Origin of the sequence: Flavobacterium daemonense, assembly GCF_007341385.1 — a bacterium.
GTDB lineage: Bacteria > Bacteroidota > Bacteroidia > Flavobacteriales > Flavobacteriaceae > Flavobacterium > Flavobacterium daemonense.
Window position 1 is genome coordinate 1 of record NZ_VJYD01000001.1, and the last position, 20395, is coordinate 20395.

Annotated in this window: 19 protein-coding genes; 12 read left to right on the forward strand and 7 right to left on the reverse strand. The window is 35.4% G+C overall.

Annotated features, from left to right (window positions below; translation table 11 throughout):
* Positions 1 to 235: 235 nt before the first annotated feature.
* On the reverse strand, positions 236 to 1153 hold the full coding sequence (locus FND99_RS00005) for a DsbA family protein (RefSeq protein WP_144335951.1): 918 nt from the start codon (positions 1151 to 1153) through the stop codon (positions 236 to 238).
* A gap of 168 nt (positions 1154 to 1321) precedes the next feature.
* Here FND99_RS00005 and FND99_RS00010 point away from each other — a divergent pair, with 168 nt between their 5' ends.
* The 8 genes from FND99_RS00010 to FND99_RS00040 all read left to right on the forward strand — a co-directional run bounded on the left by FND99_RS00010 (position 1322) and on the right by FND99_RS00040 (position 8694).
* Entirely contained in the window at positions 1322 to 1639 is a 318-nt protein-coding gene (locus FND99_RS00010; RefSeq protein ID WP_144336382.1) for a winged helix-turn-helix transcriptional regulator, read from the forward strand.
* 169 nt (positions 1640 to 1808) lie between these two features.
* Positions 1809 to 2285 carry a TlpA disulfide reductase family protein gene (locus FND99_RS00015; RefSeq protein ID WP_144335952.1) on the forward strand — a complete coding sequence of 159 codons (477 nt, stop codon included), beginning with the start codon at positions 1809 to 1811 and terminating at the stop codon, positions 2283 to 2285.
* Positions 2286 to 2288: 3 nt separating this feature from the next.
* Positions 2289 to 2900 carry a thioredoxin family protein gene (locus FND99_RS00020; RefSeq protein ID WP_144335953.1) on the forward strand — a complete coding sequence of 204 codons (612 nt, stop codon included), beginning with the start codon at positions 2289 to 2291 and terminating at the stop codon, positions 2898 to 2900.
* Between the two features lie 192 nt (positions 2901 to 3092).
* Positions 3093 to 4901, forward strand: a complete 1809-nt coding sequence (locus FND99_RS00025) for a type VI secretion system Vgr family protein (protein WP_144335954.1) — start codon at positions 3093 to 3095, stop codon at positions 4899 to 4901.
* A 7-nt stretch (positions 4902 to 4908) separates the two neighbouring features.
* Positions 4909 to 5082: a hypothetical protein gene (locus FND99_RS20130; RefSeq protein ID WP_162615517.1), complete on the forward strand. Its 174-nt coding sequence runs from the start codon at positions 4909 to 4911 to the stop codon at positions 5080 to 5082.
* A 3-nt stretch (positions 5083 to 5085) separates the two neighbouring features.
* Positions 5086 to 6150 (forward strand): DUF2931 family protein, encoded by a 1065-nt coding sequence (locus tag FND99_RS00030; RefSeq protein ID WP_144335955.1) that lies wholly within the window; start codon positions 5086 to 5088, stop codon positions 6148 to 6150.
* Positions 6151 to 6187: 37 nt separating this feature from the next.
* Positions 6188 to 7294 carry a DUF2931 family protein gene (locus tag FND99_RS00035; RefSeq protein WP_144335956.1) on the forward strand — a complete coding sequence of 369 codons (1107 nt, stop codon included), beginning with the start codon at positions 6188 to 6190 and terminating at the stop codon, positions 7292 to 7294.
* Between the two features lie 2 nt (positions 7295 to 7296).
* Positions 7297 to 8694, forward strand: coding sequence for a T6SS phospholipase effector Tle1-like catalytic domain-containing protein (locus FND99_RS00040; protein ID WP_144335957.1), 1398 nt, complete (start codon positions 7297 to 7299; stop codon positions 8692 to 8694).
* Between the two features lie 59 nt (positions 8695 to 8753).
* On the opposite strand, the gene FND99_RS00045 is transcribed toward FND99_RS00040, so the two are convergent.
* Genes FND99_RS00045 through FND99_RS00055 form a run of 3 tightly spaced genes read right to left on the reverse strand, consistent with a single transcriptional unit; the run spans position 8754 to position 10840 of the window.
* Positions 8754 to 9047, reverse strand: a complete 294-nt coding sequence (locus tag FND99_RS00045) for a DUF3861 domain-containing protein (protein WP_144335958.1) — start codon at positions 9045 to 9047, stop codon at positions 8754 to 8756.
* Between the two features lie 18 nt (positions 9048 to 9065).
* Positions 9066 to 9797 (reverse strand): LytR/AlgR family response regulator transcription factor, encoded by a 732-nt coding sequence (locus FND99_RS00050; RefSeq protein ID WP_144335959.1) that lies wholly within the window; start codon positions 9795 to 9797, stop codon positions 9066 to 9068.
* Entirely contained in the window at positions 9794 to 10840 is a 1047-nt protein-coding gene (locus FND99_RS00055; RefSeq protein ID WP_144335960.1) for a sensor histidine kinase, read from the reverse strand. Before FND99_RS00055 ends, FND99_RS00050 begins: the two co-directional genes overlap by 4 nt.
* A gap of 269 nt (positions 10841 to 11109) precedes the next feature.
* Here FND99_RS00055 and FND99_RS00060 point away from each other — a divergent pair, with 269 nt between their 5' ends.
* From FND99_RS00060 to FND99_RS00070, 3 genes are read left to right on the forward strand one after another with little or no spacing between them, the layout of a single operon-like run.
* Positions 11110 to 12270, forward strand: coding sequence for an efflux RND transporter periplasmic adaptor subunit (locus FND99_RS00060; RefSeq protein ID WP_144335961.1), 1161 nt, complete (start codon positions 11110 to 11112; stop codon positions 12268 to 12270).
* Between the two features lie 6 nt (positions 12271 to 12276).
* The gene (locus tag FND99_RS00065) at positions 12277 to 15441 is read left to right on the forward strand and encodes an efflux RND transporter permease subunit (protein ID WP_144335962.1); all 3165 of its coding nucleotides are present in this window, start codon (positions 12277 to 12279) and stop codon (positions 15439 to 15441) included.
* A 17-nt stretch (positions 15442 to 15458) separates the two neighbouring features.
* Entirely contained in the window at positions 15459 to 16865 is a 1407-nt protein-coding gene (locus FND99_RS00070; RefSeq protein WP_144335963.1) for an efflux transporter outer membrane subunit, read from the forward strand.
* A 113-nt stretch (positions 16866 to 16978) separates the two neighbouring features.
* On the opposite strand, the gene FND99_RS00075 is transcribed toward FND99_RS00070, so the two are convergent.
* The 3 genes from FND99_RS00075 to FND99_RS00085 all read right to left on the reverse strand — a co-directional run bounded on the left by FND99_RS00075 (position 16979) and on the right by FND99_RS00085 (position 19538).
* Positions 16979 to 17743 carry a LytR/AlgR family response regulator transcription factor gene (locus FND99_RS00075; protein WP_162615518.1) on the reverse strand — a complete coding sequence of 255 codons (765 nt, stop codon included), beginning with the start codon at positions 17741 to 17743 and terminating at the stop codon, positions 16979 to 16981.
* Positions 17724 to 18785 carry a sensor histidine kinase gene (locus FND99_RS00080; RefSeq protein WP_144335965.1) on the reverse strand — a complete coding sequence of 354 codons (1062 nt, stop codon included), beginning with the start codon at positions 18783 to 18785 and terminating at the stop codon, positions 17724 to 17726. Before FND99_RS00080 ends, FND99_RS00075 begins: the two co-directional genes overlap by 20 nt.
* Positions 18786 to 18932: 147 nt before the next feature.
* On the reverse strand, positions 18933 to 19538 hold the full coding sequence (locus FND99_RS00085) for a porin family protein (RefSeq protein ID WP_144335966.1): 606 nt from the start codon (positions 19536 to 19538) through the stop codon (positions 18933 to 18935).
* A gap of 377 nt (positions 19539 to 19915) precedes the next feature.
* Here FND99_RS00085 and FND99_RS00090 point away from each other — a divergent pair, with 377 nt between their 5' ends.
* Positions 19916 to 20362: a hypothetical protein gene (locus FND99_RS00090; RefSeq protein WP_144335967.1), complete on the forward strand. Its 447-nt coding sequence runs from the start codon at positions 19916 to 19918 to the stop codon at positions 20360 to 20362.
* Positions 20363 to 20395 lie beyond the last annotated feature (33 nt).

Genomic DNA, 20395 nt, shown 5'->3' on the forward strand with positions numbered 1-20395 from the left:
AACAGTTTACTTTTGCTTCCTTTCTCAATCATAAATCTACTCAAAATTTCAAAAAACAAATCTAAAGGAGGAACGAGAAATCTCCACAAGAAACTCTACAAAGATTGGAGATACTAGGTGCGGAGCTACTTGTGGAGATTTCTCGTTCCTCGAAATGACAAACTTTGTAAACTATGTGTGGAAACTAGTTTCTTCTAATTTCTTTTTTTGATAAAAATTCTATGTTCCAATGTGTTTAATTTTTTTTAAAATACAACGAACCATTTTTTATAGATCGTTTTCCTAATTCACCGCTTTTAAATAATTTTTCCAAAATCACAATAGTTTCAACATAAGGAATATCTAGAATAACCGAATATTCTTTTGGTGCCAATGTTGGATAAATTTCAAAAATGGATAACGGATTTGTATTTTCAATACTTTTCTTTTTTGCTTCAGGAAATGCGGCACGCAAAGCATTTTCGTATTCAGAATATGATTTTGAACCGTAAACCGCAAAACGATTGTTGTTTTGGTCGGCAAAAAACAGTGTTGGAAAACCTCTCACGCCAAGTTTTTTTCCGAGATCTAAATCTTCCTGAAAAAGCTCTTCAGCATCGTCAAAATCTGATTTCATTTTTTGAATATCGAGTCCAGCAATTAGCGCCGCTTCTTCAATATTATTGCATTTTGCAATGTTTTTCTTCTCAAGATATAATTTCTCGCGAAGTACACGCATAAAATGAACCGCTTTTTCTTTGCTCTGCATTTGTGCCGCTTTCATCGTAATGCAAGGAGGATAAGAAGAATCCAACGGATCTTCAAGCCATACATCTCCATCAATTGGCATTTCATAAATTAAGCTGGCTTCATCCCAATGGTGCGCCACATCAGAGGGTTTGCTGATGCCACCGCTGTTGTAGCTCCAGTCTGGCAATAAACCGCCCATTTTGTATTCGATTTCAAAATAATCTCCGTATTCTAGTTTAAGCTTTCTGAGTTGAGGCTCGATTCCCCAGCAAGAGGAGCAAATTGGGTCAGTATAATAAATTATTTTTACAGGTTTGTGTTCTGTTGTAATGACGGCATTTTCAATTGAGTCTTCGCTGAAAGGCATTTCGCAAATTCCTTTTGAGGAATCGCACAGCAACGGATTTGCATTATTTTCGTTCATTTTTTAAATGGGTTAATGACTCACAGAGCATACTGTAGATCAGGATTAATACTAATGATCCTATTTTCATAAAAACTGGTTGGAAAATAGATGCTAGGCATATAAAATTTTATATTTTTATATCAAAGTTCGCAGATGTTTAACCAAAAGTCAATTAGTCAAGAAAATATGACTACAGAAAATAAAGTAGAAAAAGATAGCGGCTGTCCAGCAGAAGGATTGCTGAAATTATTGTCAGGAAAATGGAAACCACAGATTTTTTTATTAGCAGTTGATGGACCAATACGTTTCAACGGACTTTTAAGAGATATCAAAGGTTCAAACAAACAATCTATTTCGGTAGCATTGCGCGAACTCGAAGAATTTGGACTTTTGGATAAAAAAGTCATCAAATTAAAACCACTACATATTGAATACACTTTATCGGAAAAAGCAGAATCATTGATTCCAGTTTTTAGACAATTAGAATCTTTTTTTGAGAAATAAGGCTTTGATTTTTAGATTTTCAAGATTCAATAGAATAAAACTAACCTTTGTTTCTCTGAATCTTTGCACCTCTGTACCTAAAAAATAATTCATTAAATTTTCATTAACAAAAAGTACGTTTTCATTAGTTTATATTTGTAAGAGACAAATCAATTAAACGAACTGTTTTATGAAAATCAAAACTCTTTTATATCTTTTTTTAGTGATCGTTTTTTCGACAGTTTCTTATGGTCAAAATGTAAAGCTTATTACTGTTGATCAACTGAAGGAACGAATTCAAAAGGGAAAAGACAGTATTTATGTAGTCAATTTCTGGGCGACTTGGTGCGCGCCATGCGTGAAAGAATTGCCAAATTTTGAGAAACTTCAGGCCGAATTTAAATCGGAGAAATTGGCGGTATTGTTAGTAAGTGTTGATTTTAAGTCAAAGCTTAATTCAGCCGTAATTCCATTCGTCAAGCGAAAAAACATGCAAAATGAAGTGTTTTTATTGGACGAAAGCAGTCCACAAGAATATATTGACCGAATCGATCCTTCATGGTCAGGAAGTATTCCGGCAACGCTTTTTATAAAAGACGATAAACGAAAATTTGTCGAGACAGAATTCAGTTACGAACAACTATTAACCGAATATAAAAAACTATAAATTATGAAAAAGATTATCACTTTATTAGTACTAGTATTTACGGCTTGGTTATCTCAAGCGCAAACAGGAACGCTGAAAGCAGGAGACGCCGCACCTGATTTTAAACTTAAAAATGTTGACAATAAAGAAGTTTCTTTCGCAAGTTTTCCTAAAGCAAAAGGTTTTATTGTCGTTTTTACTTGCAATACTTGTCCGTACGCAGTGGCTTATGAACAACGAATTATTGATTTAGATAAAAAATTCAGACCACAAGGATATCCAGTAATCGCAATCAACCCAAATGATCCAGAAGCATCAAAAGCAGATGCTTTTAATAAAATGCAGGATTTGGCAAAGGAGAAAAATTATCCGTTCCCATATTTATTTGATCCAGGACAACTTATTACAGATCAGTATGGTGCAAAACATACGCCGCATATTTTTATTGTTTCTAAAACTGCAAAAGGAAATGTGATTGAGTACGTTGGAGCAATTGACAACGATCCAGAAGGAACAAAAACAGAAAAAACAAACTACGCCGAAGACGCAATTGCGGCTTTGCAAAGCAACAAAAAACCTGCTGTAACACAAACTAAAGAAATTGGTTGTACAGTAAAAAGAAAAGCGAAAGCTTAATTTTAGATTATTAATTTGTGAAAAAAGAGCTGTCTCAGAAATGAGATGGCTCTTTTTTTATGGATGAAAATTTAAAAGTCTTATTGTGTTATTAATAAGACTTCACAATGCTTCTCTTTTCGATTTGTAGCTATATGTTTACTAAATAGACATCTTATTTTTATTTAACGAACTAAAACTCGAATCGAACTTATGGGACATTTCTCAGACCAAATACATATTACCATCGGTGGCTTTACGCAGAACATTATCTACTATGATTTGAAGCTTTCGCAGAAAATGGTCGACCATCACTATTTTTCGTTTGTCTGGCAATATACCGGAAAAGCCGTCATAAAGCCCGAAGATCAGGCCAAAGCGATGATGCGCTACAACGGAAGCGAAGTCATCTTCACCTTCAAGAGCGTGACGGGAATCAGGCTGATGAGCAAAGGCATCATTACAGGATTGTCTTCAATTGACCGGAACGGCAGCGCCGTAGGGCTTCACGTAAGCGGGACAAGCCACAGCATCGTGCTGAACGACATGCCAAAATCAAGAACTTTTCTGGAAAGGCGCATGGATGACATTGTGCTGGATATCCTGTATGAAGGCCCGACGGAATTCTATCAGAGGGACGCCATAAGGGCAACCTATCGAAAGGAGTTCAATTATATGGCGCAGTACAACGAAACCAGTTTCGATTTCCTGAAAAGGCTCGCCCAGCGCTATGGTCAGTGGTTTTATTTTGACGGAATGCGCATGCAGTTCGGACAGATCAAATCGTCAAAGACAAGGCTCATCAACGGGGCCTCGCTTCACAGCTTCAAAACCCAGGTCAACATGGCGTCGCACAAGATTCTGCTGACGGGCTATGATTACGGCAAAGCTTCGATTATCAAGAATTCCTCGCTGAGAACCTCCGAGGGAAGCAGGGACAGCTTTGCCTCGAATGTAGGCTTCAATCAGGGATCCGTCGCCCAGCCTGACCTTAGCGCCGGCGCCTACACCAGCAACGCCCGGAACAAGGACGAGATAGACGAAATGGTCGCCCTGCAGACCGCAGGAAGCAATGCCAACAGTGTGTACTACAGCGGCATATCCTATTTCCCGATAGGTCTTGGGCAGATTTTCAAGATTGAAGACCAAGGCACCGAGTATCAGCTTGTGTGCATCGAATCGACCCATCATTCAGAGGTGCACGGCAACTACACCTGCGAGTTCAAGGCCATTCCGGCAGATGTCTCTGCACCGCATTATACCGACACCAAAGCCTTTGCCAGAGCTGAAACCCAGCCGGCAACCATAAAGGACAACAACGATCCCGAGGGATTGGGACGCGTGAGGATTGAGTTCTTTTGGGGCAACGACGGCAGGACAACCGACTGGATCAGGATGATCCAGCCCCACGGCGGAGCAGGAAAAGGCGTTTATTTTATTCCCGAGATCGGCGAGGAAGTCCTGGTTGGCTTTGAAGGCGCAAATGTGCAGTGCCCTTATGTTATGGGTACGCATTATAATGGGAAAGAAAGTTCTGGTTATGCCACTGAAAAAAACGACATGAAAGTAATTCAAACCCGAAGCGGGAACCGCATCATTTCGAATGATGCCACAGGCGATGTTACCATAGAAAGCAAGAAAGGACAAACAATTGCTGTAATTCATGGAGACGGAAACATCAGGTTCAAGGCTCCCAAAAATATTGAACTTGAAGCCGGAGAGGATATTATCATGAATGCTGGACGAGATATTAAAGCTGATGCCAAGGAAAATATTGAAATTGAGGCAGGCAACAACATTTTTCAGGAAGCAGCACATGACATTTTTATTAGTGCAAATGGGGATATTATGGAGAAATCAGATCATAGAATTGAAATTGCTGAAAAAGATTTTTCAAGAACCTCAGATACTTCTAATGAAATTGCTACTGAAGCTAGTCTTTACAGTCATCAAGAGAACATGACAATACAAAGTGGCAAACAAGTTATAATTAATAGTGCCGAAAATTCTAACCTTTTTTAATTAAAGTATGGCAATTACAAAGAGAGCAAAAAATATTTCAATAAAAGTGACTGATGCTCATCAATTGAGCGTTGGCGGTAAGCTTATAAAAAGTGCAAACAAATTAAATTTTGAAGCAATAAAAGGTAATTTGAGTTTAATAAGTGGAAAAAAAATAATGGCACACGGAGAAGAAAAATAAACTATGAAAAAACAAATCATTTTATTGCTTTTAGCAATATCAATAAGTTCATGCTCTGAAAAAAAGTATGAATGGTCCGCAAGTATTTCTGTCCCAAGTGAATATCCTGTAGCAATACAAAGGGGATTAATTGGTAAATCATTTTTCGGTCCCTCTTGCATTAATTCAAGCTGGGGCGAGGGAATAGAAGTAGCAAAAAAACAAGGGTTTACTGCGCCTGATACTTTTGAAATAACATGGCTATCAATGACAGAAAGAAAGTTTTACAAAGGAAAATGGAATTTACCAAAAAATAAAATAAAACAATATCTTGAAAATGGCTTTATAAAAAAGAATAAAAAAATAGACTGTAATAAAATACAGATTGGTCTTGCTCCAAAGGGCTTAGTTATTGTTTGGTTATCAGGAAATCAAGGAATACAAATAGAAATAGGAAGGTATCAGGCGACACAAGTAAATTTAAATTCTGTGGATGTTTATGGTAGTTCTAAATTTATGTTTGAGAAAAATTTCATAGAGGAGAAACTAAATGATTCAAAATTTGTTAATCAAGAAGTTAGAGAAAATATTAAAAAATATGGTTATCCTTCAGCATCACTTTACGATGTATTTAGGGAAAAGTACATTTGGAAACCACAAATTTTACTACCTGATGGATGTAAGATGTCTGAAATTACTTTGAAAATGTGTAATGGAGAAAATGAAATAGGTAATACAATCTTAGATACAAATCAAAAATCGATTCCTTATTTTTTTAAAATAATATGGAAAAATAAAAAAGGTCAGGAATTTATAAGTAGAATAGTTTTTATAAAAGACAGAGAGTATTGGCAAAGATATCTTGTATATGAAAAAGAAAAGTTGCCTTTAAATTTTGACAGAACTTTAATTTTTACTCAATTCAAAGAAAAAATACAAAAAAAACAATCAGTAATAATCGCTGTAAAAATCATTAAAGACTCCGTGTCAGATATTTATTTAGAGCAAGATAGTTATAAATACCCAATTAATGAATTTAGTCAGGAGACAAAAAAAATACTAAAAAATAAACCTTGTATTTGTAAATAGCAATTTAAAGGACTAGTAAATTTTTATAATTAAAGGGATGAAGATAAAGGAGAATTTAAAAAAAGCAAGTGTTTTAGTGGTTTTAGCAATAACAATAAGTTCATGTATGGAAAAAAAATATGAATGGTCAGCAACTGTTTGCGCGCCAAGGGAATATCCTGTAGAAGTATATACAGGAGCAGCAGGAGGCTATTTTTTTAGCCAAATGGGAGGTTTTAGCAATTCTGGCTGGGGAGGCGGAGGAAGAATAAATGATATAAAAGCCCCCTTGCCTGAAAGGTTAGATATGACATGGTTGTCGTATGTAGACAATAAATTTTATACTGGTGATTGGAAGCTTCCTACTGAAAAAATAGAACAGCTCTTTGATGAAGGCTTTTATTCTAAAAGAGGGGCTCAAGCAGAAACGGCACCTTATCAATCTATAAACATTGGTCTTGGACCAAAAGGGATGGTAGTTGTGTGGGTCAGAGCTGGAGTTCATAGACAAGTTGAAGTAGCCCGATTTCAGGCTCATGAAACCACCATAAACCCTAAGCTTATCACTGAAGATGAAAAATATATGTTCAAAGAAGATTATGCTAAAAGGTCTCTAACCTATGAAGGTACTATATCTAAAGATGTACGAGAACAAATTCAACAACATGGTTATCCTGCCCCGGAAGTTTATGAGGCGTATAGAGAAAAATACCTTTGGAAGCCAAAAGTAATCTTGCCTGAAGGTTGCAAAATAACTTCATTATACATTAAAATGTGCAATGGTGAAATTGAAAATCCTTATGACAGACCGATAGATCAAAAACATAGGGCAATTCCTTTTTCTTTCGAAATATACTGGTCAATAGGAAGTGGCAAGATAGAACAAGAATTTGTTTCAAGAATAGCTTTTACTAATGACACAGAATTTTGGGCAAAATATCTTAAAAACAATGGTGAGGATGAAATTCCGGTAGATTTTCCCAAAAATGAAATTAGAGAGTTATTTAAAAAACATATTGATAAAAATAAACCTGTTGAAATGGTTATAAAAATTGATCCAACAAAACAAGAGGATAATAAATGGGTAACCGATTTTTACATAGAACAGGGCGAAAATAAATATAATTTGAATCAAATTTGTCAAGATTCAGGAAAACTTAATTAAAAATGAGTATCGTATTTGGAAATTATACCCCACCTAAAAAGGTATTAAAAACTCTAGATTTAGCCATTGGTATTTTTTTTGATGGCACTAATAATAATATGAACAATACCAATGCCAAAGAGTATTATGATAGACGGGCAAGGGGCGAAAGATTAACACCCAAAGAGGAGATTTCGGCAGAAGCATATAGAAAAAATGGCAAAGATGATAAAAGCAGCAGTTATTATAATGCCTGGTCAAACGTAGCAAGACTTTATGATGCTTATTATCCTGCAAACCTTGCTGTATATGTTGACGGAATTGGTACAGAGACTGAAAAAACCGATTCTGTATTAGGAGCTGGTCTTGGTACTGGTTTTATCTTAAACGGTACTGGTATTTTAGGTAAAGTAGAAGAAGGTTGTAAAAATTTAGCTGACAGGATAGTTCGAATAAGCAAAACTAAAAATAAAGAAATACCAATACTTTATTTAGATGTTTTTGGTTTTAGCCGTGGTGCAGCGGCAGCTAGAGTTTTTCTTAATGAAATTAGTCTAAAGGCTTTTCCTTTATCTGTCAATAGAAAAAATAAAGGCGGTTACCTTGGATACCTTTTAGCTGAAAACGGGATCAAAGTAAGTTTGATTAAAGTACGTTTTTTAGGCCTTTTTGATACCGTCTCATCATATTCTGAAGGAATTACTGTAAATCCTGATTTTGATAATGATACCAAAGAACTTCCGCTGAATAATTTAGCTAAAGCAAAAACCGTAATGCATTTTACAGCTTCAGATGAGCATCGTAAAAATTTTTCACTTACCAAAACCAGAGTAGGAAAAGAAAGAGAGTTTCCAGGTGTGCATTCTGATGTTGGAGGGAGTTACAATGATGGCTTTGAAGTGGTTAAGGCTATTGAGAAAAATAACAAAGAAGAGTTAGAAAAACTTTCCCAGACTTTAGTAAATAAATCTTGGTATTTAGAGGATCAATTAGAAATTTCTTTTTTTGGGCCAGTGCATGAACTAATGGGTATACGAGAATTAAAAAAAACATACAGTTATATTCCGCTTCATTTTATGGCAGAATCTGCAATAGCAACACAAAAAATACCTTTTAATATGACCAAATTAAAAACTAATAAATATAATATTTCTAATGATGCTTTGCTTATGCGGGTAAAAAAACGTCTGCGAGATTATGTTTTGGGAGAAGGAAAACCCTATACATTTAAATGGTATGGAGATATTCACGAAAAATATAAAGGTGTGCAGGAAGGCGACCGAAATTTTGGTGCTTATCAACAGGAAGTACAAGAACAAAAAGATTTACGAAAACTTCGAAATCAATATTTGCATTGGTCAGCCGACTGTGGCTCTCTTGGTATGGAACCAGCAAAAGACAGGAAACGTAAAACGTTTTAGAAAAGCTTATGATTTATAAATAAACAAAAAAACGCCTCAATCAAGCCGTTTTTCCATTTCTACAAACTCTTCAATTTCTTCATAAAAACCGGAAAAACTTCATTCAATTCATCGAATAAAGGGTTTTTGCGGTGTTTTAGTTTGATTTCGCTGAATAATTTTAGTCCGAGGGCAAATTGAGTAGCTTCATTGGGATCGTCGAATACGTTTTTGTCTTTTATTTTTTGAATGATGCCAAAAATCTCATCGTGGTTAGAAAATTCAATTCCGAGTTCTTTTGCGGGTTTGGTTTCTCCGTTTGCGTATTCTTTTAAGCTTAATGTTAAATAGTATTTGTTTGATCTTTTTTCCATGATAATTAAAAATCTATTTTATTTCAACCATTTGTCAACGATGGTTTTGAATGGCTCTTTGTATTGTTCTCCAACAGAAATTTCGGTTTTTCCGATAAAAACAGAATGCTTGCTGATCGCACTGATTTTGTCTAGTGACACAATAAACGAACGATGAATTCGCATGAATTTTGCCGATGGCAGTTTTTCCTCTAAAGCTTTTAAAGAAATCAACGAAAGAACCGTTTTTTGCGAATCGTCGAGATGAACTTTTACATAATCTTTTAAACTTTCGATGAATAGAATATCTTTTAAAGAAATTCTAACCCAATTATACTCGACTTTAAGGAAAATAAATTCATCATCGGTTGTTATGGGTTGAAAGTTGTTTGCGCTTTCTTCGGTTATTTGCAAAATTTTATTGGCGGCGCGCAGAAACTCTTCGTAGCTGAAAGGCTTTAAAAGATAATCAACCGCATTTACTTTGTATCCCTCAATTGCATAATGATTGTACGCAGTCGTAAAAACTATTTTTGGCATTAATCCCGGTGTATCCTGCAAAAGTCTCGCCAGTTCCATGCCTGTTAAATTTGGCATATTAATATCCAGAAAGACAATATCGGGCTGTTTTTCTCTAATCAAACCCATCGCTTCGACGGCATTATCACAGCTTGCGGTCAATTCCAAAAACGGAGTTTGTTCAATAAAAGTTTCCACAAGCTTTAATGCTAATGGTTCATCGTCAACTGCTATACATTTTAATATCATCATTCTTCTAAATTTAGCTGCAGTTTTACATTATATTTTCCATTTTCAGCAACTCCAGCTTTTAAGCTGTGTTTGTTTGGATAAATCAACTGAAGTCGGCGCTTCGTATTAGTCAAGCCAATGCCACCTTCGCTTGTCGTTCCTGATTTTTCAAAATATGTATTTTCAACTTCAAATTCGAGTTCGCTTCCGTTTTGGCGAAGCTTGATATAAATTTCGCTTTTGTCTGTAGCGTGAACCCCGTGTTTAAAGGCATTTTCAACCAAAGGAAGCAATAACATCGAAACAATCGGGAAATCATGCAATTTCTGCGGAATATCAGTAGTAATTGTCAATTTGCTGTTGGCACGAAGTTTCATCAAAGCGATAAAATCTCTCATAAATTCAGCTTCTTTGAGTAAAGTTGTGCGTTCTTCTGTGCTGTAAAGCAGGTAACGCATCATTCGACTTAACGTATGAAGCGCATTTCTGGAATCTTCAATATCTGTGTAAGTTAATGAGTAAATACTGTTTAGCGAATTGAAAAAAAAGTGCGGATTAATTTGTGCCTTCAGCATTGCTAATTCGGCCATGGTTTTATCCTGTTCTAATTTTTGTTTGTGCTGCGCTGCTTTTTGCCAATATTGCAGCATTGCCCAACTTGTACTGATTCCTAAAACCAATAAAGTGAGCGTAAGAACGTAGTTGTCAAAATAGGGGTTTTTGTATTTTTTGAATCCTAAAACCAAGCTGATTTTATTATGAAGATCGGTTTCTGAGGTATATAAAAAGGCAATAAACTGCATAACAACAATGGCAAGAAAAGTCCAAATCAAAAACGGCGATGTATTGTCTTTAATAATGGTTTGCGGAACTACGATTTTGGCATTGGTATAAAAAACAACAATCAGCAAAAACAATACAATCATCTGCCAAAGCCAAAAAACATCTGGAAGAACAACATTCCAAGTTAAAGGAATGTAAAACAGCATAATAAAGCCCAGCGATAACCACCCGAGAATGTGCAGTCCGGTAAATAAATAGGGTCTGTAAATATTTGAAGCCATTATATTTTTTGATTATTTAAAGACAATATTACATTTTATTTGAATACGATCTAGAACCAATCGTCCAAAATAACATTACAGCCACCAGAAACCATTTTTTGACCGACGAGCCATCAAATTAAACACTTGTTTAATTCTTGAAAAAAGTCCGTCGTGTGTCAGGCTCTCTCTATCGATTGTCGTTTGCTGTTCGTCTATTCTAAAAATTTCGCGTGTTCTATTTTAGTTCTTTTGCTTATTAATAAATAGATAATTACACATTTTTGACAATGAATAAGCAATCATTTTTAAGCATTTTCGCAGCATCAGTTCTTATCGCTTCTTGCGGTAAAAATGACAAATCGGCTCAAGCCGGAGCTGCGCCACAGGTGAAGGAGTATAAAACGCTGACACTGCAGCCTGAATCTGCAACATTATACAGCGATTATCCTGCCAGTATTCAAGGACAGCAAAATATAGAAATTCGTCCCAGAGTTGAAGGTTATATTGATAAGATTTTTGTTGATGAAGGTGCGGTTGTAAAAGCGGGACAGCCTTTGTTCAAAATAAGTGCGCCAGAATATGAACAGCAAGTTCGTACGGCAACCGCGAGTATTAAAAGCGCTCAGGCGGAAGTAAGTGCGGCTAAACTGGCAGTCAATAAAGTGCGACCATTGGTTGAAAAAGGAATTATCAGTAAATACGATTTAGAATCGGCACAATATACGTATGAATCGGCTATGGCGACTTTGGCTCAGGCAAATGCAGCTTTGGTCAATGCTAAAACAAATTTAGGTTATACAACTGTAACAAGTCCGGTAAATGGAGTTGTAGGTTCAATTCCGTTTCGTTTAGGAAGTTTGGTTAGTTCAAATACTGCCGAGCCTTTGACTACGGTTTCAAGCATAGGAAATGTATATGCTTATTTTGCCATCAATGAAAAAAAGCTTTTGAATTTTACAGAAGGAACTACTCCAGGTAAAACATTGGCACAAAAAATCCAAAATATGCCTTCAGTTTCATTAGTGCTTTCTGACGGAACTCCTTATCCGGAAAAAGGCCGAGTAGAAACGGTAAACGGATTAATTAATACCGAAACGGGTTCGGTTACTTTTAGAGCACGTTTTGCTAACCCGAGAAGCATTATCAGAAGCGGAAGCAGTACAACCGTGAGAATTCCGAATGAAGTAAAAGATGGACTAATTATTCCGCAAAGCGCAACTTACGAACTTCAGGATAAAATATTTGCTGTTACAGTTGGAAAAGATGGTAAAACAAAAAGTAACAATATTACCATTTTAGAGAACAGCGCTGGAAACTATTATGTGGTAACCAGCGGTTTAAAAGCTGGAGATCAAATTGTTCTTGAAGGAGTGGCAACACTGAAAGACGGAACAGAAATCAAGAGTCAAAATCAAAATGCCGATCAAGTTTACGCCGATTTAAAATAAAAGCAAATGTTTAAAAAATTCATACAACGACCTGTACTTTCAACAGTAATCTCTGTTATTATTGTTATTTTAGGGGTTTTAGGATTAATTGAGCTTCCTATATCTCAATATCCAGATATTGCGCCGCCAACAGTAAATGTTTCGGCGAGTTATACAGGTGCCAATGCCGATGTGGTATTGAAAAGTATTGTAATTCCGTTGGAAGAGCAAATTAATGGTGTGGAAAACATGACGTACATGACTTCTACAGCCACAAATGACGGAAATGCATCTATAAAAATCTTTTTTAAAGTAGGAACAAATCCTGATTTAGCTGCGGTAAACGTGCAAAACCGAGTTTCGAGAGCGACAAGTTTATTGCCTGTAGAGGTAACTCAAGCGGGTGTAACCGTTACTAAAAGTCAGAGCAGTAACTTGCTGATTTTCTCTTTATATAGCGATGATAAAGCTTACGATCAAACTTTTCTTCAAAATTATGCTAAGATCAATTTGGTGCCTCAAATTCAGCGTGTAGTTGGAGTAGGAGATGTAACCGTTTTTGGAGCCAAAGATTATTCAATGAGAATCTGGTTGCGACCAGACGTAATGCAGCAATATAAATTAATTCCGAGTGATATTTCGGCTGCTTTGGCAGAACAAAATATCGAAGCAGCACCGGGGAAATTTGGTGAAAACGGAAATCAGGCATTTCAATATGTAATTAAATACAAAGGTCGTTTAACAAGCGCTAAAGAATTTGAAGACATTGTCATAAAATCGGTTGGAAACGGGCAAATGCTGCGTTTGAAGGATATTGCCAAAGTTGAATTAGGATCTTTAAGTTATTCATCAACAATTAAAACAAACGGTGTTGAATCGGCAGCAATGGCGATCAGTCAAACTCCGGGTTCAAACGCGCGTGACGTAATCATCAATTCTAAAAAACTAATTGAAGAAGCAGCGAAGAGTTTTCCAAAAGGAATGAAATATACCATTATGGTCGATGTCAATGAAAATTTGGATGCTTCGATCGAGAAAGTAATCCATACTTTGATTGAAGCTTTTATTCTGGTTTTCATCGTAGTTTTCATTTTCCTTCAGGATTTTAGATCGACTTTAATTCCGGCAATTGCAGTTCCGGTTGCGATTGTGGGAACGTTTTTCTTCCTGAATTTATTCGGATTTACGATCAACTTATTGACGCTTTTTGCGATGGTTCTTGCCATTGGTATTGTCGTCGATGATGCGATTGTGGTCGTCGAGGCCGTTCACGCCAAACTCGATCACGGCTATAAATCGGCAAAAAAAGCGACCATTCATGCGATGGACGAAATTTCGGGAGCGATTATTTCGATTACATTGGTAATGGCGGCGGTATTTATTCCGGTAACTTTCATCAATGGATCTACAGGAGTTTTCTACAAACAATTTGGTATTACGCTGGCGGTTGCGATTATTCTTTCCGCAGTAAACGCCTTGACCTTGAGTCCGGCTTTGTGTGCACTTTTGTTGAAACCACATGCAGATGATCATAAGCATAAAAGTTATTTACAGCGTTTTTACACCTCATTCAATGTTGCGTTTGATAATGTAACCGAAAGATACAAACGTTCTGTACGTTTCCTTTCTGTGAAAAAATGGATTGCTTTAGCGGCAATTATTATTGCTGGTTTGTCTTTATTTTATATGATGAAAACTACGCCATCTGCATTCGTTCCGTCAGAAGATCAGGGAACTGTATTTGCGAATATCAGTTTGCCACCATCGGCTTCTATGGAACGTTCTGATATAATTGCGAAAAGAGTCGATAGTATAGCAAAGACGATTCCGGGAGTTAAAAATACGCTTAGAATTGTGGGACAAAACTTTACAGCTGGAGCCGGAAGTGCATACAGTATGGTTATTGTGAAATTGAAACCGTGGGACGAACGTGATTTGAGTGTTGATGATGTTATCGGACAGCTTTTTGCGAAAACGAGCGGTATTCGCGAAGCCAACATTTTCTTTATTTCACCGCCAACGATTCAAGGTTTTGGTCAAAGTGGCGGATTTGAATTCCAATTGCAGGATAAAGGCGGACATACAACGGCCGAATTTTATAAAGTCAATAATGAGTTTTTGGCAAAACTTTCAGAATGTCCTGAAATTCAATATACAACAACGCCTTTTAATCCTGGTTTCCCTCAGTATATGATGGATATTAATTTGGCGAAAGCCAAAGATGCAGGAGTTTCGGTAAACACAATTCTGTCAACAATGCAAGGATATTATGGCGGATTGTATGCATCGAATTTCAATAAATTCGGGAAACAGTATCGTGTTATGATTCAAGCTTCTCCAGAATTTAGAACCAATAAAGAAGGTTTGAATAAAATATTTGTTCGAAATAATGCCGGAACTATGGCGCCAATTACAGAATTTGTAAATATGACGAGGGTTTTTGGTCCCGAATCAATTTCAAGATTCAACCTGTTTACGTCGATTTCGATTACTGGAGCGCCAAAACCGGGCTACAGTTCGGGAGACGCCATTAAAGCCATTCAAGAAGTTGCAGCTGAAAATCTTCCGGCAGGCTACGGGTATGAATTTTCAGGCTTAACGCGTGAAGAATTGGCATCGGGAAGTGAAACAATTTTCATATTTATTCTGTGTCTGGTATTTGTTTACTTCTTGTTAAGTGCTCAGTATGAGAGTTATATTTTGCCATTTGCAGTATTGTTCTCAATTCCATTTGGACTGGCGGGAGCGTATTTGTTCTCGATTATTTTCAAATTAAACAGTAATATTTACCTGCAGATTTCCTTGATCATGTTGATCGGACTTTTAGCGAAGAACGGTATTTTGATTGTCGAATTTGCTTTGGACAGAAGACGAAAAGGACTTCCAATCGTTCAAGCTGCAATTGAAGGAGCTGTAGCGCGTTTACGACCAATTTTGATGACCTCATTTGCCTTTATTTTAGGTTTAGTTCCGCTGATGTTTGCTTCTGGCGCAGGAGCCGTAGGAAACAGATCAATTGGTACAGGAGCGGTCGGCGGAATGTTGATTGGAACCATTTTAGGAGTTTTTGTGATTCCGGTTTTGTTTATCATTTTCCAGACATTACAGGAAAAAGTAAGTGGACCAGCAAAAGATGGTTATGATGATGACGATGATGACGACGATCATTTATTAGAAGCGCATAAAGCATAAAATTTAATTCAAAAGAAATGACACATAGTTCAAATAAATATATTTTGATGTTAACAGCAGCCGCACTTTTGAGTGCGTGCTCTGTTACCAAAAAGTACGAACGCCCCACAACATTATCGACAGATAAATTATATAGAGACCAAACGTCTTTAGATACAACAACAATTGCCGATATGCCATGGCAGACTGTTTTTAAAGATGAAAAACTGAACGCCTTGATTCAAAAAGGATTGGATCAGAATTTGAATCTTAAAAATGCAATTGAAAACATTGTGCAAGCAAGAGCTTCTTTGCAACAAAGTAAATTAGCGTATTATCCAACTTTGCAGTTGGATGCGAATGCAACGCATAACAAACAATCTAAGGCGGCGCTTAATTTCCCAGCGGGAATTAACATCAATACATTGACAACAACCTATAAATTAGGTTTAAGCACTTCATGGGAAGCTGATATTTGGGGAAAATTGAGCAGTTCAAAAAGAGCGGCTCTAGCAACTTATTTGGCTTCTGATGCTGCAAAACAAGCTGTTCAGACACAATTGATTTCGGATATTGCAAACAATTATTTTTTGTTGCTTTCGTATGACAAGCAATTGAAAATTACGCAAGAAACACTTGAAAGCCGTATCAAAAATGTCGAAACAATTAAAGAATTAAAAGAAGGCGCAATCGTGACCGGCGCTGCAGTTGTGCAGAGTGAAGCCAATCAGCATGCGGCCGAGGTTTTGATTCCCGATTTAAAACAAAGGATTCGCGAAACTGAAAATGCAATCAATATTTTGTTGGGACAAGCTTCTGGACCAATAGAAAGGGGAGATTTAGCATCGCAAATTGTTCCTGAAAAATTGGCTCTGGGAGTTTCTTCTCAATTATTGGAGAATCGTCCAGATGTTCGTCAAGCGGAATTTAATTTCAGAAATGCGTTTGAAATGACCAATATGGCGAAAACCTATTTTTACCCAAGTTTGACACTTACGGCAAGTGGTGGTTTTTCGAATTTGCAATTGACTGACTTTTTCACCAATTCTGTTTTCTATTCAATTATAGGAGGTTTAACGCAGCCAATATTCAATAAAGGGCTTAATAAAATGCGATTGACACAAGCGCAGTCACAACAAGTACAAGCGTATAATAATTTTCAGCAAAGCCTTTTAACGGCTGGTCAGGAAGTTTCAAATGCTTTGTATGCGTATCAAATGGCAGCAGAAAAAGAAGATTCAAGAACCAAACAAATTGAAGCTTTGATAAAAGCAGTCGATTATACCAAACAGTTGCTGGAATACAGTTCTGCGACCAATTATACAGACGTTTTGACATCAGAACAAAATCTTTTGGCGGCGCAATTGAGCGGTGTCAACGATAATTTGCAGAAACTGCAGGCGGTTGTTGATTTGTACCGAGCTTTGGGTGGCGGTTGGAAATAGATTTTGATTAAAATTTATTACTCTTAATTGAATTGTTAAAACGAAAATGCCTCCAGAATTGAGGCATTTTTTTATTATTGTATGTTCAAAAGTATTTTTGTTTCAATATGCACTTAATTTTCTGTTAGCCAGATTAATAATTTTCCTCTTTTTTCTCTGCTTACAATAATATCTTTTTTGAAAGGAAAAGATAAATTAATCTTGAGTTTTCTCGGAAAATAATCCGTTGCTTCTGTAATGACATTACGATTTACAAGAAATTGTCGATTCATTCTAAAAAAATCCAAACCTGCTTTATGTTCCAGTTCTTCAAGACTTTCAGTCATTGCAAAAGAGCTTCCAGAATTGGTATGCAAATAGGTTATTTCATTTTCAAGAAAAAACAAAGCTATTTTGTCTAATGTAAATGGCAGTAATCGATCTCTGTATTTGACCATGATAGTGCCACTGCTATTTTTGTTTTTTGCTTCTAATGTTGCTATTGTGGCTTCATATTTTAAAGCAATACTTCCTGCCATTACCTTTTGCATATTTTGAAATTTAAGAAGTGCTTTTTCCAATGATTCAGCGCTAAAAGGTTTTAAAATGTATTCAATTCCATTTATTCTAAAGGCTTCTAAAGCGTATTCATCAAAAGCAGTGCAAAAGATAACCGGAACTTCAATGCTTATTACTTTTGCAATATCAAAACTTAATCCGTCGCCAAGTTGAATATCACTAAATATAAGGTCTGGCTGCGAATTTTTAGAAAAATAATCAATAGCTTCTTTTACTGAACTTAGAATACTTACAATTTCAATATCTGGTTTTATTTGTTTTAAATTACTGGCAAGATCTTCGGCAACAAGCAGTTCATCTTCAATTATTACTATTTTCATGAGGCATGATTTTAAAGCTGACCGAAAAAGATTTTCCGTCATTCTTAATTATAATTTCTTCTTCTGTCCATAACTGATAACGTTCAGCTAAATTACTCAAACCACTTTTTGTAGAGGTTTCCCCAGCATTTCTAGGATTTATAGCATTAAATACGCTGATATAATTATCATGTTGTTCTATTAATAATTTTAACGGACTTTCTTTGGTTAATATATTGTGTTTTATAGCATTTTCGAGTAAAGGCTGAAGAGAAAAAGATGGAACAAATCCTTTTAACATTTCTGTTTTTTCAATTTTTAGATTCCATTCTAAAGCTTCGCCAAAACGAATCTTTTGCATTTCCATATAATTTTTGCAAATTTCTAATTCTTCTGCAAGAGTTGTAGTGTGGCTATTGTTTAAAGATACTGCAGAACGAAGAAAATCAGCTAGTTGTAATAAATAGATTTCACCTAGTTTTGGATCTTTTTTATATAAAGCCTTTAAGGTATTGAGAGAATTAAATAAAAAATGTGGATGAATTTGCTGTTTTAATAATAGATTTTCTGCTTGCGTACTTCGAAGTTGCAAACGTGAATTTTCGAGTTCAGTCTGAATTTTATTTTGACGAAAAATAACAAAATTATGAAGAAATAAAATGATCGTAGTCAATACAATTGATATGGCTATAAAAGCAGCCAGAAGTTTATAATTTTGAAGATGACTCGGAATTTTAGCTAGATATGAAAAAATAGGCCATAGGCTTAAATAAATTGCAATACCAGAAATATAACTGAGAGTGAATCTACAAAACTGAAATTTAAACAAATCATCCGGAAATTTTTTAGCACTGAATTTTAAAATCCATACCAATAAATTACTGGTAATAAACATGTAACAAGCAGTTTTAATTGCTAAAAAAAACAATGCCGAAAGCATCTCTTCAAATAAAAAAAGTAATATTAAAGTAAATGGAAAGGTAAGACCGACTAAAAGCATATTCAATCGCCGAATTTCTTTTATATTATATGGAGCGATGGTTTTTTTAATGTTGCTTATCATAAGAATTAATTATCTAATTAATATGTTTTTCATTTTTATTTAGGCTATGAAATTTACAAATATCTTATTATAAAATTGATATTATTCTGTACATAAAATTCCGACCACAAAGTTGTACTCGGAATTTATATGCAGTTTTTTATCAAATCAAAAGATATATGATAAACTCACTTGTGCTGTATTGTTTTGAAAATTAGTGTTGATGCCTGCTGTTTTAACTTTACTTACATCTGTTAGAGACAAATAATATCTAGCTCCAATTCCAAGTCCGTTTTGAAATTGGTAACCAATTCCTGCAGCAAGACCTCCATCAATCTGTTGGGCAAATTTTGTATTGGAGTTAATTCCAAGACTTTTAAAATCTTCATCGATCAAAATTCCAATTTGTGGACCTGCTTCAAAATATATACCCAAATTGGTTTTGTATTTTAAAAGAATTGGAACAGTAACGTAAGAAAGTTTTATATCTTGGCCATCTGTAAGTCCACCTTTAATTTTTGCTCCTTGAGTAGAATATAAAAATTCTTCTTGTACAGCAAAGTTATCGTTGAATTTATATCCTACAATTGCACCTGCATGAAATCCTGTTAGGCCTTCAGTATCGAAATCGGCATTTTTAAAGTTGCTATAATTGGCTCCCGTTTTTACACCAAAATAAAGGCGATCTGCTATATTTTTAAAAAAACTTTGACTAAATCCGCTTGTACATGTAAGAAGAATACAACCAATGAATATTTTTTTGACGTTTTTCATAATTTAAAAATTTTGTTTAATACTAATTATTGTTTTACGGAGGCCAAAATTATAATGACTTCATTTAAAGTAGATGTAAAATGAAGGCGAGACGGACAAAATTTAGGGTGAAACGGATTTTGAAAACTGTTTTTTAAGGATTTCCTTTGATACTAGTGAAAAACGCTAATTTATTTTAAACATTTTTACCTTCTATAGATCTTTTAAAAACGAAAAAACCTAGATTTAAAGAAGATTTTTTTTTAGAATCTATATCGACTGAGAGACACTTTTCGTCGATTGGTTTGGTGATTTTGTATATTGATAGCTGAAAAAACAAATTTTGGCATTACTTTAGATTAATATCTCTCATAATTAATATTTTAAATTTTAAAAAGATGAAAAAGTTAGTATTCGCCTTAATGCTTTTTACAAGTGTTTTTGCTCAGGCTCAGGTTTCAGTTAATGTAAATATAGGAACGCCTCCAAATTGGGGTCCAGTTGGTTACGATAACAGCAGATACTATTATTTGCCAGACATTGATGTTTATTATGATGTAAATCAAAGTGCATTTATTTATGACAACAGTGGAAGATGGGTACGCGAAAAAAGACTTCCAGAAAGATACAGAAATTATGATTTGTACTCAGGCTACAAAGTGGTTTTGAATGATTACAGAGGAGATGCTCCTTACACGTATCATAGCAAACACAGAGCAGAATATCCAAAAGGATATCACGGAAAACCTCAGAAAAACAGAGGTGAAAAACCTGAGAAACATGATAACGGGAAACACAAAGGAAACGACAAACATCATTCAGATCATGACCACGATTACCATTAATAAAATTTAAACTTGATTAAAAAACGTCCCGAA